The organism is Rhizobium anhuiense, assembly GCF_003985145.1.
In the GTDB taxonomy this organism is placed as follows: Bacteria; Pseudomonadota; Alphaproteobacteria; order Rhizobiales; family Rhizobiaceae; genus Rhizobium; species Rhizobium anhuiense.
The window spans coordinates 126,244-142,011 of the sequence record NZ_ML133523.1; the positions used below are offsets into that span (position 1 = coordinate 126,244).

Annotated in this window: 15 protein-coding genes; 3 read left to right on the top strand and 12 right to left on the bottom strand. The window is 61.2% G+C overall.

Annotated elements, in window-relative coordinates:
* Window positions 1-2 precede the first annotated feature (2 nt).
* From EEQ99_RS11085 to EEQ99_RS11115, 7 genes are all read right to left on the bottom strand, one after another.
* A complete protein-coding gene (locus tag EEQ99_RS11085) occupies window positions 3-236 on the bottom strand; it encodes a hypothetical protein (protein WP_029868110.1) in 234 nt (77 codons plus the stop codon).
* 113 nt (window positions 237-349) lie between these two features.
* A complete protein-coding gene (gene rpsU / locus EEQ99_RS11090) occupies window positions 350-586 on the bottom strand; it encodes a 30S ribosomal protein S21 (protein ID WP_003569533.1) in 237 nt (78 codons plus the stop codon).
* A gap of 56 nt (window positions 587-642) precedes the next feature.
* Complete coding sequence (locus tag EEQ99_RS11095) at window positions 643-927, bottom strand: hypothetical protein (RefSeq protein WP_029868111.1); 285 nt, start codon at window positions 925-927, stop codon at window positions 643-645.
* A gap of 235 nt (window positions 928-1,162) precedes the next feature.
* A complete protein-coding gene (locus EEQ99_RS11100; protein ID WP_003546468.1) occupies window positions 1,163-1,372 on the bottom strand; it encodes a cold-shock protein in 210 nt (69 codons plus the stop codon).
* A gap of 303 nt (window positions 1,373-1,675) precedes the next feature.
* Window positions 1,676-2,410 (bottom strand): L,D-transpeptidase family protein, encoded by a 735-nt coding sequence (locus EEQ99_RS11105; RefSeq protein WP_029868114.1) that lies wholly within the window; start codon window positions 2,408-2,410, stop codon window positions 1,676-1,678.
* Window positions 2,411-2,550: 140 nt separating this feature from the next.
* Window positions 2,551-3,357, bottom strand: a complete 807-nt coding sequence (locus tag EEQ99_RS11110) for a L,D-transpeptidase (protein WP_029868115.1) — start codon at window positions 3,355-3,357, stop codon at window positions 2,551-2,553.
* Between the two features lie 190 nt (window positions 3,358-3,547).
* On the bottom strand, window positions 3,548-4,468 hold the full coding sequence (locus EEQ99_RS11115) for an alpha/beta hydrolase family protein (protein WP_029868116.1): 921 nt from the start codon (window positions 4,466-4,468) through the stop codon (window positions 3,548-3,550).
* 28 nt (window positions 4,469-4,496) lie between these two features.
* Here EEQ99_RS11115 and EEQ99_RS11120 point away from each other — a divergent pair, with 28 nt between their 5' ends.
* Window positions 4,497-5,222, top strand: coding sequence for a nucleotidyltransferase family protein (locus EEQ99_RS11120; RefSeq protein ID WP_308422504.1), 726 nt, complete (start codon window positions 4,497-4,499; stop codon window positions 5,220-5,222).
* 53 nt (window positions 5,223-5,275) lie between these two features.
* Here EEQ99_RS11120 and EEQ99_RS11125 read toward each other — a convergent pair whose 3' ends face one another.
* The 3 genes from EEQ99_RS11125 to EEQ99_RS11135 form a co-directional block, all read right to left on the bottom strand.
* Window positions 5,276-6,901 (bottom strand): cisplatin damage response ATP-dependent DNA ligase, encoded by a 1,626-nt coding sequence (locus EEQ99_RS11125; protein ID WP_127430419.1) that lies wholly within the window; start codon window positions 6,899-6,901, stop codon window positions 5,276-5,278.
* Between the two features lie 229 nt (window positions 6,902-7,130).
* Window positions 7,131-8,141, bottom strand: a complete 1,011-nt coding sequence (locus EEQ99_RS11130; RefSeq protein WP_048338326.1) for a ligase-associated DNA damage response exonuclease — start codon at window positions 8,139-8,141, stop codon at window positions 7,131-7,133.
* Window positions 8,142-8,211: 70 nt separating this feature from the next.
* Window positions 8,212-9,024, bottom strand: a complete 813-nt coding sequence (locus EEQ99_RS11135; RefSeq protein WP_127430420.1) for an alpha/beta fold hydrolase — start codon at window positions 9,022-9,024, stop codon at window positions 8,212-8,214.
* Between the two features lie 121 nt (window positions 9,025-9,145).
* Between EEQ99_RS11135 and EEQ99_RS11140 the strand changes: the two genes are divergently transcribed.
* Window positions 9,146-10,117 carry a glycerophosphodiester phosphodiesterase family protein gene (locus EEQ99_RS11140; protein ID WP_063476621.1) on the top strand — a complete coding sequence of 324 codons (972 nt, stop codon included), beginning with the start codon at window positions 9,146-9,148 and terminating at the stop codon, window positions 10,115-10,117.
* A gap of 45 nt (window positions 10,118-10,162) precedes the next feature.
* Here the strand turns inward: EEQ99_RS11140 and EEQ99_RS11145 are convergent, their stop codons facing one another.
* The gene (locus EEQ99_RS11145; RefSeq protein ID WP_063476620.1) at window positions 10,163-12,031 is read right to left on the bottom strand and encodes a diguanylate cyclase; all 1,869 of its coding nucleotides are present in this window, start codon (window positions 12,029-12,031) and stop codon (window positions 10,163-10,165) included.
* Between the two features lie 664 nt (window positions 12,032-12,695).
* Here EEQ99_RS11145 and EEQ99_RS11150 point away from each other — a divergent pair.
* Entirely contained in the window at window positions 12,696-13,418 is a 723-nt protein-coding gene (locus tag EEQ99_RS11150) for a helix-turn-helix transcriptional regulator (protein ID WP_047614496.1), read from the top strand.
* Between the two features lie 16 nt (window positions 13,419-13,434).
* Here EEQ99_RS11150 and EEQ99_RS11155 read toward each other — a convergent pair whose 3' ends face one another.
* Window positions 13,435-15,732: a sensor domain-containing protein gene (locus tag EEQ99_RS11155; protein ID WP_047614196.1), complete on the bottom strand. Its 2,298-nt coding sequence runs from the start codon at window positions 15,730-15,732 to the stop codon at window positions 13,435-13,437.
* Window positions 15,733-15,768: the final 36 nt, after the last annotated feature.

The window sequence follows — 15,768 nt, forward strand, 5'->3', positions numbered from 1 at the left end:
GATTAGGGCCGTCCCGCAGCCGGCTTGGCCGGCGACCGGCGCTTCTTTGCAGGCGGCGCCTTAGGTTCGGCTTCGGCCTCCTGCTGCAGGCGCAGTGCTTTCAGCTTCTCCGTCTTCTTGTCACGAGCCGATGCCTCAGCGGCGATGATGGCGCGCGCCGTATGATCGGTCGCTTCCGCCTTGTCGCGAGACGAGAGCTTGGCGGGATTGAAGAATTCTCCCTTGGTGGCGGTCATGTGCCCCTTTCTCAGGTGATGGCGGCGCTAGAGTCGTGGCTCCGCGGCTGGAACCGCGGCTCCATATTTGGCGCCACGATTCCACGGCAGGCGCCGTGATTCCACGGCTAGGTTTAGCGGGCGCGAAGAACCTTCTTCGGTGCCGGCAGCAGACCTTCGCGCTGCAGCTTCTTGCGGGCAAGCTTGCGCTGGCGGCGAATGGCTTCGGCCTTTTCGCGGGCGCGCTTCTCGGACGGCTTCTCAAAGGCGCTGCGCGCCTTCATTTCCCGGAACAGACCTTCCCGCTGCATCTTCTTCTTGAGCACGCGGAGCGCCTGATCGACGTTGTTATCCCTGACGAGAACCTGCAAAACGATATCCTTCCTGTCGGCGGCAAGGCCGCGCTGTCATAGTAAAAACGGCGGGACTACTTCCCGATCTTGATGCTCGAAAACTTCAGCCATGGCTCGGCGCCATCGGACTTGGCCGCCGCCTCGGGAGAAACCCTGGATGGCGTTTCCCCCGTATCGATATCGGCCTCAGTGATGCGGCGCTCGAAATTCTCCGCATCGAACTGGACCCGATATTGCACATGCCCGTGGTCGTTGGGCAGGATGCTGGAAATCCGGCACCGCTTGTCGGCTTTCGCCGTGCGGGTGAGGCCGGATTTCAGCACGATCATGTCGCCGACTTTATAGTTTGGTCTGCCCATTTCAGCGTCCCTTCGACTCTTCGGCTGCGCAATCGATCAATCAAAGGCCGGGCGATCAAATCAGCAAAGCCAGGCGATCAAAGCAAAAAGGCCGGGCTCGGACCCGACCTCTTCCAGTCACTCAGCCCGCTGCCAATCTTTGGTCAGTTCGCTGCCAGTACATCCGTGGTCAGCTCACTGCCAGCATTTGGTCAGCCCGCCGCCATATTCATGGTCAGCGCAGGCGAATGACAAATCATGCGGCCTGAAGATTATCAGCCGAGTTCTTGCCGGACTTCTTGTCGCGGACGAGATCGTAGCGGATCTTCTGGCCTTCAACGAGTTCGCGCATGCCGGCGCGTTCAACCGCTGAAATGTGAACGAAAACGTCGGTAGAACCATCATCGGGCTGGATGAAGCCAAAGCCCTTGGTGCCATTGAACCACTTGACGACGCCTGAATTCATAACGATCTCCTTTTCAACCGTTTGTGTTCGCCTGCGGAGAGATATCCGACAAGCCGTATCGATGTTGAGAGGATATCTGACGGAGCGCTTCAGCGCGTGGACAAAGGTCGCAAGCAATTCGATACGCACCATGTAGGATATTTATCGAATTAAGCAATGGTATTTCGAAAAATAAAATCCCCTGCCGACGCAAAATGAAAACTCTTGCTCAAGCGAAAGCAGGTGCTTTTGGGCGGAAGCAATGACTTCCTCGGGGAAAAAGATCGATCCGGGGCGGCCGCATTACGGCCGCCCTGGTGATAATTACTGCCAGACGACGATCGGCGCCTTTGTCGGCACGCGGTCGTAGAGATCGATGATATCCTGGTTCATCAGCCGCACGCAGCCCGATGAGACGGCCTTGCCGATCGAGCGCCAGTCGGGATTGCCGTGCAGGCGGTAGAGCGTGTCCTCGCCATTCGAGAAAATATAGAGCGCGCGGGCGCCGAGCGGGTTCTTCAGGCCCGGCTCCATGCCGCCGTTGTCGATCGAATATTTGACGAGTTCCGGCTGGCGGGCGACCATCTCGTTCGGCGGCTTCCAGCGCGGCCATTTCTGCCGCCACTGGATGACGCCCGAGCCCTGCCAGGCAAAACCCTCGCGGCCGATGCCGACCCCGTAACGCATCGCCATGCCATCGCTCTGGACGAGATAGAGGAAACGCGATGGCGTATCGACGACGATGGTGCCCGGCGGCTGGCCGGTGGGATCGACGACGCGCTGGCGATAATAGCGCGGATCGATCTGTTCGTAGGGAACGGCGGGAATGAGAAAGCCGCCGTCCTCGATGGGGCCATACATGACGGCAAGCTCGGCTCCGCTCGGCACGCTCGACGCCCCCGGGGACTGGAACAGGCGCATGGGCGAACGGTAAATGATCGTTGTATCGCCTGATGTCACCGTGTTGGCGCTGGAGGCGCAGCCGGTGAGTGCGGAGGCTGCGGTCAATGCCGAAAAGGAAAGAAAGCTACGGCGGGAAAGATGTCTATCGAAGCTCATGACGCGGGACTGATTTCCTTTGATGCGGGAATCCTGGGATAACGACATCAGTGAATCTATCGGCTTGCGCCAAATAAACCATAGCTTCACGCAGACGTGTCCGGCCTGGGGCAGACGATATGGGTCGCGCTGTTGCAGCGCTACATCACAACGATCTCAGCCTTGGCCGGAACGCGGTCGTAGAGATCGATGACGTCCTGGTTCAGCATGCGCACGCAGCCAGATGAAGTGGCCTTGCCGATCGACTGCCAGTCGGGCGTGCCATGGATGCGGTAGAGCGTGTCCTGCCCGCCCTTGAAGATATACATGGCGCGGGCGCCGAGCGGGTTCATCAGTCCCGGATTCATGCCGCCATTTTCCGCGCCGAAGGGGCGAACCTCAGGCTGGCGCGAGACCATTTCGACTGACGGCGTCCAGCGCGGCCATTTCTGCTTCCACTGGATGGTGCCGCGGCCCGACCAAGCGTAACCGTCGCGGCCGAGGCCGACGCCGTAGCGCATCGCCTTGCCGTTGCCCTCGACGAAATAAAGAAAGCGCGTCTTGGTATCGACGATCACGGTGCCGGGCCGCTCTGTCGTCTGGTAATCGACCTCCTGGCGCAGGAACTGCGGCTGCACGCGGCTGATCGGGATCGCCGGCAGGGTGAAATCCTCGTCGCGAAGCTGGCCATACATCGCCATGTGCACGGGATTGGTGACCGGCAGGCCGTAGGTCTGATGGAACTGGGTCTTGTAGAGTTCGCGCGTCTGCGGCACCGGCTGATCGGGAATGGGCCGCACCCGGCGCGGATCGACGCCGGGCGGCTGATAAAACACCGGCGAGGTTTCCTGGACGAAGCGGGCGGGCGAATCGGCGGCGACATCGGGAATGAGAATGTTGCAGCCGCTCAGCGACGCAACGGCAATCACAAGCCCGGCAATCGGGAAGACCCGGCGCAGAAAATTCATGGAACCACCCTTATCAACGATCGGCAGACAACGACATCTGCCGGGACGATGGCATCTGCGGCTGGCGCGAGGCTGGTGTTGGGGTGGGAAAAGCAAGATCAGCAAACGATGAGCCCGCCACCGTGGGCGGCGGCGGGATCGCAATCAATCATCCGTCACACGTCATCGCTGCTGCCGGTATCGGCAAAACTCAGGCCGCCACCCCGTGGAAGAAGCGGATGCTCTGTTCGATCTCGGCCGGCAGCGCCGAGGTGTGGTTGCCGGCGACGGTATCGGTTTCGATATGGATGCCGGCGGCGCGGGCGCGGCGGGCAAGCAGATCGGCGCGGTCGTTGAAATGGGCCTCTTCGGTGCCGTGGACGACACGGACCGGGCATTTGAAGCTGTGGGCGTAACACAGCGCCGACCGCACCTCGAACTCATGCGCATTGCTGTCGTCGAAGCGGATATCCTGGGGATAGCGGCTGAAGAAGCGGAAAGCATTGGGATTGCCCGAAATCGGCGCCGCGGCACGGAACTTATCGGTGCTCATCGCCGCCAGCATGGTCAGCGTGCCGCCGATGCTGTGGCCGGCGATGAACAGGCGTTCGGGATCGACACCCGGCAGATGCGCCAGGCGCTCGGCGGCGGCGAGCACATCGTCGACCTCGTCATAGAAACCGGAGAAATTGCCCATCTGGCCGTTTTCGCCGCGCAGCGACGGCATCATCACGACATAACCGGCATCCATATAGGGCTTCATCAACTGCCAGTGGCCGATGCCCATGGCATTGCCGCCGTGCAGGAAGAGCACGGCCGGTTTGGCGGCGCGCTCGCGCTTGTATTTCGAAACCCAGGCCGCCAGTTCCAACTCGCCGTAGCCGGAGCGGTAGAAGATCTTGTCTGCATCGGCAGGCGCATTCAGCGGTTCGTATTTGTCGGGCGCCGGGCCCTTCTGCAACAGCTTGGTGCGAAAATGGTGGCGGACTTTGGCATAGTCGCCTTTGGCGAGGCGCGGCTCGTCCGGGACATCGAAGGCGGCCGCCATCCGCGGCAGGACGAATGCACCGGCAAGACCCGCCAGCACGGCACGGCGTTGGAGGAAAAAGGAATTTTGTTCACGCGAGCTCATAACGCAGCACCCAAATCATCTCCCCGGCATGCAAAATCTGCACCGGAAGATCGTTGCCGCCAATACACATGGTGTTGAAAATATTGCCCTGCGTCATTGTTGCGCAGGTTGCCACGCAAACTTTATCGCAACAATCTTATATCGGGAATCGCGTTGGGTAAGCGAAAAGGGGGAATTGACGCTGAATCCGCACATGAAACTCCAGGCGATCATTTCGGACAGTCCGCTTCTCTCGACGGTGCTCGATCACTGGGACCGCATCGGGTTGCCTGATGCGCGATTGGTGGCCGGGGCGATCGCCCAGACAGTATGGAACCACGCCTTTGGCTTTGCCCACGATCACGGCATCAATGACATCGATATTGTTTATTTCGATGGCAATGATCTGTCCGAAAGCGCCGAAGCAGATCACTCTGCCCGTATTCGGGGGCTATTATCCAATCTGCCTGTCTGGATAGACGTGAAGAACCAGGCCAGAGTTCATATTTGGTACAAGGAAAAGTTCGGGCATTCGATAACGCCGTATACATCCACAGATGAGGCGATCACGACCTTTCCGACCACGGCCGCTGCCGTCGGCATTCGCCCCGTGGACAATGGGCTGGATCTGTTTGCGCCCTACGGCCTGAAGGACCTCCTGGCCCCCGTGGTGCGAGCCAACAAGAAGCAGATTACCCGGGAAATCTACGAGAAGAAGATCGCGCGGTGGGGCACGCTGTGGCCGGATCTAGAAATCATCGCCTGGGACCTGTAGGCGGATCGCTTGACGGCTTCTGCCCCAGTCTGCGTCATTCATTATCCATCCAGTCACCCCGGCTTGGCGTCGATCATGGCGATCAGCGTGCGCAGCCGGTCTGCCTCGTAGGAGGGTTTGTCGGGGCGCAGGCGGGCGATGCGGGGAAAACGCATGGCGACACCGGATTTGTGCCGGGTCGAGCGGTTGATGCCCTCGAAAGCCACCTCGACGACGAAGCCGAAATCCCTGTCGGCCCGCACGGCCCGCACCGGGCCGAAACGCTCGGTGGTATTGTTGCGCACGAATTTGTCGAGCACCTCGAGTTCGGCATCGGTAAAGCCGAAATAGGCCTTGCCCACCGGCACCAGTTGCTCGCCGTCCTCGTCGTCGGCCCAGACGCCGAAGGTGAAATCGGAATAATAACTGGAGCGCTTGCCATGGCCGCGCTGGGCATACATCAGCACCGCATCGACATTGTAAGGATTGCGCTTCCACTTGAACCAGGGGCCCTTCATGCGGCCGGCCTGGTAGATGCTGTCGCGGCGCTTGATCATCACGCCTTCGATGACGGGATCGGGCGGGGCGGCGCGCAGGGCGTCGAGTTCCTCCCATGAGGAGAACGGCACGAGCGGCGAGAGGTCGAAACGGTCATGGGGGGCGCGATCGATGATCTCGGTCAGCCGGTCGCGGCGATCGATATAGGAGCGGCCGCGGACATCCTCCTCGCCGTCGAAGAGCAGGTCATAGGTGCGGATGAAGGCGGGATAGTCGCCAAGCATCTTCGCCGTCACCGTCTTACGGTTCAGGCGCTGTTGCAGGTCGGAGAAAGTTCGGGTCGGGCTGTTGGAGCGGGCGGTGCCGCCGACCAGCAGTTCGCCGTCGACGACGCCGGAAAAATTGATCGCGTCGAGAATATCGGGAAAGGCGCCTGAAATGTCGTCGCCGGAACGGGAATAAATCTTGCGCCTGTCGCCCGAGCGGGAGAGCTGGACGCGGATGCCGTCCCATTTCCACTCAGCGGCGTAGCCGGCCGGATCGAGGCCGGCCAGATCGCCCTCCTCCACCGCATTGGCGAGCATGACGGAATGGAAGATCGCCGGTGTGGCCAGCACCGGCTTTTCGCCACCGCCTGCCAGCCATGTGAACAAGGTCTCGTAAGGTGGCTGCAGGCCATGCCAGAGGGTTTCGATCTCGGTCACGTCCTTGCCGCCGAGATCGGCGAGCGCCTGCTTGGCAAGGCGGGCGGAAACGCCGATGCGCATGGCGCCGGTCGCCAGCTTGATGAAGGCGAAACGGCCGGACGAATCCAGCCGGTCGAGCAGGTCGCGGACGAAGCTGCGCACTTCGGTGCGGCCGAGCGCGTTCATGCCGGTGACGACTTCGCCGAGGCGCGGCTGAGCGAGTGCCGAACGGTCGATATCCCTCTCATTGTCCCAGACGAGCGAGATGGTTTCGGCAAGATCGCCGACATAATCATAGGAATAGCGGAACAGCACCTCGTCGATGCGCTCCAGCACCAGTTCGCGCAGCATGGCAGGCTTGACGTTGCGCACCTCCAGCGTGCCGGCAATGGCGGCAAGGCCATAGCCGCGGTCGGGGTCCGGCGTGTCGCGGAAATAATCGGTGAGCAGCTTCAGCTTGCCGTTGCGGCTGGGGGTGAGCACCAGGCGGTCGAGGAGGTCGGCGAAGGCTTTCATGGGCGCCTCCCGGCTCTCGAGGAAAACCCCTCCCCAATGGCGTATGGAAAAGCCCCCTCCCCAAGCCTTCTCCACAAGGGGGAGGAACTATCCTGCGGCAACGCCTCGCCCCAAGGCAACGTCGCTGCATGCAAGGCCGTCAGAGGTAAAATGCGACGGGCGAGGCGCGGCAGCCCTTCCCCCTTGTGGGGAGGGTTTGGGGAGGGATTTTCAGCAACGAACTCCATCCTCAATCCCCCTCGTCCTCATACCCCACCAGATGCAGCGGTTTCGCCTTGATGCCCTGCAATTGGCACCAGCGCACCAGGGCCTCCTCGCGGCCATGCGTCACCCAGACCTCGGCCGGGTGCAGTTCCCGGATCGTTTCCGTCAGTTCCGGCCAGTCGCAATGATCGGAGATGACGAGCGGCAGTTCGACGCCGAGCTGTTTGGCGCGCTGGCGCACCATCATCCAGCCGGAGGCGAAGGCCGGCAACGGTTCGTTGAAACGGCGAGCCCAGCGGTCGGCGAAGGCCGATGACGGACCGATGACGACGGCGCCCCTGAAGGCTGATTTGTCGCGGCTTTCGATGGTGGCCGGCAGCAGCTCGCCGAGATCGATGCCCTCTCCGATATAATAGTCGCAGAGCCTTTCCATGGCGCCATGGATATAGATCGGTTCGGCATAACCGGCATCGCGCAGCAGCCGGATGACACGCTGGGCCTTGCCCAGCGCATAGGCGCCGACGAGATGGGTGCGCTCGGGAAATTGCCGCAGCGACGCCAGCAGCTTGCCGATCTCGTCCATCGGATCGGGATGATGGAAGACCGGCAGGCCGAAGGTCGCCTCGGTGATGAATACATCGCAGGGAACCGGCACATAGGCCTCGCAGGTCGGGTCGGGGCGGCGCTTGTAATCGCCGGAGACGACGATGCGGGTGCCGTTCTTCTCGATGGCGATCTGGGCAGAGCCGAGCACATGGCCGGCCGGATGAAAGCTCACCTTGACGCCGTTGACCAGCAGCGCCTCGCCAAAGGCGGCAGCCTGCTCGCTGGCGCAAAAACCCTCGCCGTAACGCAGGCGCATGATGTCGAGCGTCTGGCGGGTGGCAAGCACGTTCACATGGCCCGGCCGGGCGTGATCGGAATGACCGTGGGTGACGAGCGCCTGCTCGACTGGCCGCACCGGATCGACATAAAAGCCGCCTTCGGGGCAATAGAGCCCTTCGGGGGCGGGATAGAGCAGCGCATCAGGTCTCATGAAACGAGAGATAGCGGGAAATGGGCGCGAGGCCAGAGGGGCTGGAAAAGCTCACGATCGAATGCGCCGCTCACGCCGGTGATCCTATCCCATCGAGGAAGGTGACCACCGCGGCGTTGAACTCGGCCGGCCGCTGCAGCGGCGCGAAATGGCTGACGCCCGGGAGATAGATCATCGCAGCGTCCGGAATGCTGCGGGCCAGATATTCGGCATGGTCGGGCTTGATGAATTCATCATGTTCGCCGAGCACGATGGCGACCGGCACGCGGATCCGGCCGAGGTCGGCCGCGTCATAATTCGGCTCCGTCCGCATCATCAGGCTGACCGCCTCGACAAAAGGATGGAAATCGTCCGGCGTGGCGGACAAGGCGGCATAGTCGCTGGCGTGCCGGCTGAAGCATCGGTCGATGACCGGGGTCGGATGAAATTCCAGCGTGCCGCTCGGATCCATGTTGCAGGCGAAGAAAAAGACGCCCTCAACCCGCGACGGCGCCGTCATGGCCAGGATCAGAGCGATGCAAGCGCCGTCGCTCCAGCCGGCGATCGCCGCCTTATCGATATGGAGTTCGTCCATGACGGCAAGCACGTCGGCAGCCATCAGCTCATAGGCATAGGGCCTGATATCGCGGCTGCTTCTTCCGTGGCCGCGGCTGTCGATCAGCACGACGCGGCGGCGGCTCAGCAACAGTGCCGGGATCTGATAGCCCCAGTTGCCGCTATGGCCGAGGCCGCCATGCAACAGAATGACGGGAGGGCCGGCGCCGTAGCTCGCATACCAGATGCGGGCGCCGTCGTGCTCGACATTGCCTTCGACTGCTGCCGGCGGCAACGGGGCGGCGCCATGCGCTTCAAAATGGATGAGCTCGTCGTCTTGTGGTTCCATAGCGATCAGGCTCCCGTCCGGCAAATAGGCGATGGCATAGAAAAGCCGGAAAAGGGCCCAAGAACAACCGGAATCGCTTTCTAGCCCTTGTGCGTTCGATGCAACCGGAGGGGGATAAATCTTGGGCAGGAAGCTTCTCTATTGCACGGCGGCAATCGCCGCTGCAGCCGCCGGCATCTACCTCAACAATACCAACCTGCTCGCAGAGCATCGGCCGGGAAAACCGGTGCTGCTCGCCCATCGCGGCATCGCCCAGCGGTTCGACGAAACCGATCTGAAGAACGATACCTGCACGGCCGCCCGCATGCTGCCGCCGAAACACGATTATCTCGAAAATACCATCCGCTCGATGCAGGCAGGCTTTGCAGCCGGCGCCGATATGGTCGAGATCGACGTGCATCCGACCACGGATGGGCAATTCGCCGTCTTTCACGACTGGACGCTCGACTGCCGCACCGACGGGCACGGCGTCACGCGCGAGCATTCGATGGCCGACATGAAGAAGCTCGACCTCGGCTATGGCTATACGGCCGATGGCGGCAAGAGCTTTCCCTTTCGCGGCCAGGGCATCGGCATGATGCCGACGCTTGCCGAGGTGCTGACGACCTTTCCGGATCGGCGCTTCCTCATCAACGTCAAGAGCCGCGACCCTTCCGAGGGCGAAAAGCTCGCCGCCGTGCTCAACGGGCTTCCCGCCGCGCGACGGGCTGATATCACAGTCTATGGCGGCGACGAGCCGATCGACGTCCTGCGCCGGCTTTCGCCCGATATCAGGACCGCCTCGCGCAAGAGCCTGAAGGGCTGCCTGTTCGGCTATATCGGCTATGGCTGGAGCGGCGTGCTGCCGGACGCCTGCAAACATCGGATGATGCTGGTGCCGATCAATATCGCGCCGTGGCTCTGGGGCTGGCCGGACCGTTTTCTCAACCGGATGCAGGATGCCGGGACCGAGGTCTTCGTGCTCGGCCCCTATCGCGGCAGCGATTTTTCCACCGGCATCGACGACCCCGCGCAACTGGCGCAGCTGCCGCAAGACTATGCAGCGGGCATATGGACGAACGAGATCGAGGCGATCGGCAAGCTTGCAAAGTGAGGCTCGCTGAGAAAAAGGGGCGAGACGTGTCCGAAGTGTCGGAACTCACGCCGCTCTTGCTTGAACTGCAGCGGCTTCAATACGGTCGCGACCGTGCTTTTTCGCCGCGTAAAGCGCCCGGTCTGCGGCCGCGACCAATTCTGCCGGCGTCGCAAATCGATCCAAGATGTTCGCCACACCGATACTGACCGTCACGATCGTTTTGCTGCTCTCACTGTGCGGGATTGCGCGCCGATGCAATGCCGAGCGCAGCATCTTGGCAAGCCGGACCGCGCCGTCCCTGTCCGTGCCGGGCAGCAGGATGGCGAACTCCTCCCCGCCAAATCGCGCCGCGAGGTCGCAGGGGCGCTTGGCAATCGACCTGAGGACCTCGCCGATCATCCTCAGGCAGTTGTCTCCTTCGAGATGACCATAGGTATCGTTGTAGGCCTTGAAGTGATCGACATCGATCAGCAGCAGGCTGAGAGCGGATTCGGCCCGGCGGGCGCGGGCAAACTCTTCCGAGATCGCCTCGTTGAACACTCTGCGATTGGCAATACCGGTCAATGCGTCGGTGTCGGCCAGCCCTTTCATCTTCATGGCGAGCTGCGTCAGCCGTTCCTCGGAGTGCTTCATCGAGGTGATGTCGGAAACCACCACCAGGGCGGAGCCGTCGGCCGCCAAACGGGTGCGCTGCCTGAGCCAGCGTCCATCGAACATCGGTATGTCACTATCATGGGTCAGGAAAAGCTGGGCTGCTTCCGTCTCTATCCAGTCCTCGCCGGCATCCGGGCCGACGTCGATCCGCTCACCGTTGCGCATAACGGCCTGCAGGATGTCGGTTATAGCAGCGCCGGGCCGTCTGGCATCGGCTGAACGGGGAAAGGCGGCACGATACTGATCGTTGCAAAACACCAGCCGGCCCGCGGAATTGAACATGGCAAGCCCATCGGACATTTCCGTCATCGCTTGGGACAGCACGTTCTTGCTGTCGAGCGCTTCCTGAATGAGGCGCTTTTTCTCGGTGATATCGCGGGTCACGCCGGAAAGTCCGATCAGATCGCCGTGGCGGTTCCGCAACGGGACCTTCGACGTCATGAACCAGCGTTCCCGGCCATTCTCTTGGACGAGCGGTTCCTCGAAGTCGACGATGGGTTCGCCGGTCGCCATGATCTCCTGTTCGTGATCGAAGAACGCTTGCGCCATTTCGCTGGGATAGAGATCGAAATCCGTCAGGCCGACCATCTCCGAAGACTTGGTGCGGTCGTGGTTTCGCGCGACGTTGAGGTTGGTGACGACGAAGCGGCTATTCCGGTCTTTGACATAGTGGAAATCCGGCGCCTGGGTCAGCGCGGCCTTCAAGATATCCCGCTCGAGGGTAAAGGCATGGAAATAGGTAATGACGGATGCCGCGGCCAAGGTCGCGGCGAATTTCACGCCTATGACGGCAAGGCTGACAGTCGTGATATGCGACCAGCCACCTCGATGGAAAATGCTCATCGCCAATGTGACCGCGGCCACCGTTACGGCACAAGCCAGAGCCTTTTTGACATCCGCCGAGCCCCTGCCAAACAGCAAGTGGACCGCCAGTCCAAACACGGATACCAGCATGATCGAGATCAGTGCCGGCTCGACACCGGCGCCACCCATGGAGATCCTCTGCACGGATGTGAGGGCGGCTGTCGTCAGAACCGCCAGCGGACCGCCGTAGACTGCCGAGACCGCCAGCAAGGTCGAACGGAGATCGAGATAATAGCCGCTGTCGACCTCGACGGACAGCAGCATCGACAAGACTGCCCCAAGGCCCATCATCAAGCCGAAACCAAGTTCTGCCTGGACCTTCGACAGGCGGTAGAACTTGTAATGCAGGTGCATCCACACCGAAATGACGAGCGCAACCGCAGCCACATTTCCGATCAAGACTTGCCAGGGCACGACATATTCCTCTAATATTTACAGTTACTTATTACAATTTCATCGATCAAAACGAATTGGCGGAAGACATCGTCGATTGGCGGTCGGTATGCGGTCCCCTCAAAGAGTGCCAGCAGCGCTCCCACGCGAGCTTGCGCTGGACGAGCAATCTGAAGATAAAATCCGGCAAATTCTTTAAGTATCCATTAACCCGGTCATTCACCCATACAGGCTCTTCGAGCCAATCAGGCATAGGAGAAATGTGTCAATAAAATCAATCTGATATAAGCATTCGTTTCGAACGTATCGGTTCGATACAAGATTTGCCGCGGTGGATTTTCTATGCCGACATTGGCGATTTTTCACCGCTTTTGTGCCCGGAAGCCAGAAAGCGCCTTTACGATTTGTTAAGGGCTCGTTGTCTCGTAAGCGTACTTTTCCCGGCAGGTGAGGCCTTGTCTTTTTCTTCCGCTGCCACATGTTGCAGCGTCCTCCAACCGTGTAGAATCCACATCCGATCCGAGCGGATTCGCCCGGCACATTACAGCGTCCCTTGCACGTCTTTCGGACGCGCAAAGGACGCTGTAACACTTTGAATTGCTGCATCATTCTCTGTATCGATTGCGATTTGAGGAATGAGGCGGCCGTCGCCAAGCGCCCGGATGCGGCGGCTGATGGAGAAGACATGAAGCTCGAGGCCGAATTCAATCGAATCGAGGAAGTCGCCGCAGGCTTCAACACGCATTACGAAGTGTTCAAATATATGAAGGGTCTCACGCAAGACCTTGGAATGAATGCCTTCCTGTTCATGACGCTGCCGACCGTCGACATCCTCGAAATCGGCGCGACGAAGATCATCACCAATTGGCCGGCGGAGATGGTGGATTTCTATGACGCCCATAACCTGATGATCGACAGCCCGGTCATCCGCCGGATGCTGAGATCGACCAGCCCGTTCAACTATGACGTCGAAGCAATCAATACCAATCGCGGCGAAGGCAAGAAGTCGACGGTCATCGAGCTGTTCAACCGATACGGCATGGAAAAAGGCGCCTATTTTCCTGTCCACGATGCCGCGGGCGGACGCGGCGCCATGTCGATTTCAGGGTCGCGGAATTTCAGCATGATCGAGATGGCGAAGCTGCTGTTCATCGCCACGCTGATCTACGACCGGCTCTCGCAGCTGACATTGAACGAGAAACACAAGCCCATCGAGTTTACGGCGAGCGAGCTGGACTGCCTGAGGCTGACCGCCGGCGGCAGGAAAGGCAATGAAATTGCCAAACTTCTCGATCTCTCCGAAAACGCGGTGAACAATCACATCGGCAGCGCGATCAAGAAACTGGGATGCACCACGCGAACGCAGGCCGTCGTCAGCGCTCTGCGGCTCAATGTCATTCGCGTTTAGAAATCAAGGCGGCCGATTAGAGGCTGCGCGCCTTCAGCAATGCCGGGATCTCCTCCGGAGAGACGGGCTTGGAGAAGCGGTAGCCTTGCGCCTCCTCGCAATGCGCGTGGCGCAGGAAATCCATCTGGGCATCGGTTTCGACGCCTTCGGCCAGCACCGAAAGCTTCAGCGTCTGCGCCAGTGAAATGACGGCCGAGGCGATGGCGACGGCGGTCTTGTCGCCCGGCAGGGCCTCGACCAGCGAACGGTCCATCTTCAACCGGTCGAAGGGGAAGGTCTTCAGTGCCGCAAGGCTGGAATAGCCGGAGCCGAAATCATCGATCGACAGGCGCACACCCAGCGCCCGCAGCGATTCCATCATGGCAAGCGCGCGCTCGGCATCCTGCATCACCACGCTTTCGGTGACCTCAAGCTCCAGCCAGCGCGACTGCAGCCGGTGGCGATCGAGCGCCTCGGCGACATGGGTGGCGAAATCCGGATCGGCGAACTGCTTGGCCGAGACGTTGACGGCGATCGTCAGCGGCGTCAGGCCCATATCCTGCCACTGGCGCGCCTGGCGGCAGGCCTCGTTCAGCACCCAGAGGCCAAGGGGGACGATCAGGCCGGTCTCTTCGGCGAGCGGAATGAAATTGACCGGCGGCACCCTACCCTTGGCCGGATGGTTCCAACGCACCAGCGCCTCGAGCCCGGTGATGCGGCCGGTGGCGACATCGACCTGCGGCTGGTATTGCAGGAAGAGCTGGTCGCCGGTGATTGCCTGGTGCAGTTCCTCCTGTTCGCCAAGCGGCATTCCGACGGGCGTGCTGCCGCCCTCATGATGCTGCAATGTGTTGCGACCGAGCTCCTTGGCGCGGTACATGGCGCGGTCGGCATTGGCGAGAAGCTCTTGCGAGGTGGCGCCATCGAACGGGAAGGCAGCAACGCCGATGCTGGCGGTGACGGTGAGCTCGCCATCCTCACCGCGGATCGGCCGGTTGATCGCCTTCTGCAGCTCGCGAAGGCGGCGCGTGATGCCGGCATCATGGCTCGACTGGTGGACGAGCACCACGAGGAATTCATCGCCGCCGAGACGCACGACCATATCGGAGGCCCGCACGCTGTTGGCCATGCGGGCGGCAACCTCCTTCAGCACCTCGTCGCCGGCGGCATGGCCGCGGCCGTCATTGATATCCTTGAAATTGTCGAGATCGATATAGGCGACGGTCACCTTGCGGTTGTTGCGCCGGGCCTGGTCGAGGATATTGGCCAGCCGCTCCTTGAGGAAAGCCCGGTTCGGCAGGCCGGTGAGATCGTCATGATGGGCCATGAAATGGATGCGGTCATCGACGCGCTTGCGCTCGATGGCGATGCCGGCGATGTGGGTGGCGAGCGCCACCAGCGTCATCTCATGCTCGGTGGGACGGCGGACTTCCCTGGAATAGAGCGCAAAGGTGCCGAGCACGTTGTTCTGCGAGGTGGCGATCGGCGTCGACCAGCAGGAGCGGAAGCCGAACGGCGCAATCAGCGCGCGAAAATCCTCCCACAGCGGATCGACCATCACGTCCTCGACGATGACGGTCTGACCGCGCCATGCGGCGGTGCCGCAGGAGCCGACCTTGGGACCGATCGTGACGCCGTCGATCAGGCGGCTATAACCGCCGGGCAGATTGGGAGCGGCGCCGTGATAGAGCCTGGTGCCCTCGCTGTCGAGCAGCAGCACCGATCCGTCGATCCCCGTCAGCTGCGATTCGATCATCAGCACCAGCGCCTCGAGGATCATCGGCAACGGCTCGTTGCGGGCGATCATTTCGAGCAGTTTCGCCTGGCCGCGATGGAGATCCTCCTGAAGCTTGCGCTCGGTGATATCGCGGGACACGCCGATCAGACCGACGACCTCGCCGCGATCGTTGCGCAACGGTATCTTCGAGGTCAGCCGGCATATCGGTCTTTTGCCGCCGGGAAGGATGTAGGATTCCTCCATGTCGATGCGGGCTTCGCCCGTCGCCATGATCTGCTGCTCGATATCGAAATGGTGGCGCGCCGTTTCGAAATCGAACAGGTCGAAATCGCGCTTGCCGGTGATCTGCGCCGCGCTCTGCACGCCGAGGCTGCTGGCGGTGACGGCATTGGCGAAGACAAAGCGGCTGTCACGATCCTTGACGTAGAGGAAATCCGGAAGCTCGTGGACGATTTCCTTGAGGCGCAGGTTCTCGATGCCCTCGGAAAGATGATGGGCGGTCGATGCCATCATCGCCTCCGTCGCGGCGACGATGCGCCGCGTTTCGGCTGTCAGGGCATCGGTCGATTCCCATCGCCTGGCACTCGGTTCGTGCATAACGCCATTCTCCCCCGCGGCCGAAGGCCGTATCCC

Excerpts from the sequence above, each read along its gene's own strand:
- EEQ99_RS11085 (WP_029868110.1), bottom strand. The coding sequence starts at position 236 with ATGACCGCCACCAAGGGAGAATTCTTCAATCCCGCCAAGCTCTCGTCT.
- EEQ99_RS11095 (WP_029868111.1), bottom strand. The coding sequence starts at position 927 with ATGGGCAGACCAAACTATAAAGTCGGCGACATGATCGTGCTGAAATCC.
- EEQ99_RS11100 (WP_003546468.1), bottom strand. The coding sequence starts at position 1,372 with ATGAATTCAGGCGTCGTCAAGTGGTTCAATGGCACCAAGGGCTTTGGC.
- EEQ99_RS11105 (WP_029868114.1), bottom strand. The coding sequence starts at position 2,410 with ATGAGCTTCGATAGACATCTTTCCCGCCGTAGCTTTCTTTCCTTTTCG.
- EEQ99_RS11110 (WP_029868115.1), bottom strand. The coding sequence starts at position 3,357 with ATGAATTTTCTGCGCCGGGTCTTCCCGATTGCCGGGCTTGTGATTGCC.
- EEQ99_RS11115 (WP_029868116.1), bottom strand. The coding sequence starts at position 4,468 with ATGAGCTCGCGTGAACAAAATTCCTTTTTCCTCCAACGCCGTGCCGTG.
- EEQ99_RS11120 (WP_308422504.1), top strand. The coding sequence starts at position 4,497 with ATGCAAAATCTGCACCGGAAGATCGTTGCCGCCAATACACATGGTGTT.
- EEQ99_RS11125 (WP_127430419.1), bottom strand. The coding sequence starts at position 6,901 with ATGAAAGCCTTCGCCGACCTCCTCGACCGCCTGGTGCTCACCCCCAGC.
- EEQ99_RS11130 (WP_048338326.1), bottom strand. The coding sequence starts at position 8,141 with ATGAGACCTGATGCGCTGCTCTATCCCGCCCCCGAAGGGCTCTATTGC.
- EEQ99_RS11135 (WP_127430420.1), bottom strand. The coding sequence starts at position 9,024 with ATGGAACCACAAGACGACGAGCTCATCCATTTTGAAGCGCATGGCGCC.
- EEQ99_RS11150 (WP_047614496.1), top strand. The coding sequence starts at position 12,696 with ATGAAGCTCGAGGCCGAATTCAATCGAATCGAGGAAGTCGCCGCAGGC.
- EEQ99_RS11155 (WP_047614196.1), bottom strand. The coding sequence starts at position 15,732 with ATGCACGAACCGAGTGCCAGGCGATGGGAATCGACCGATGCCCTGACA.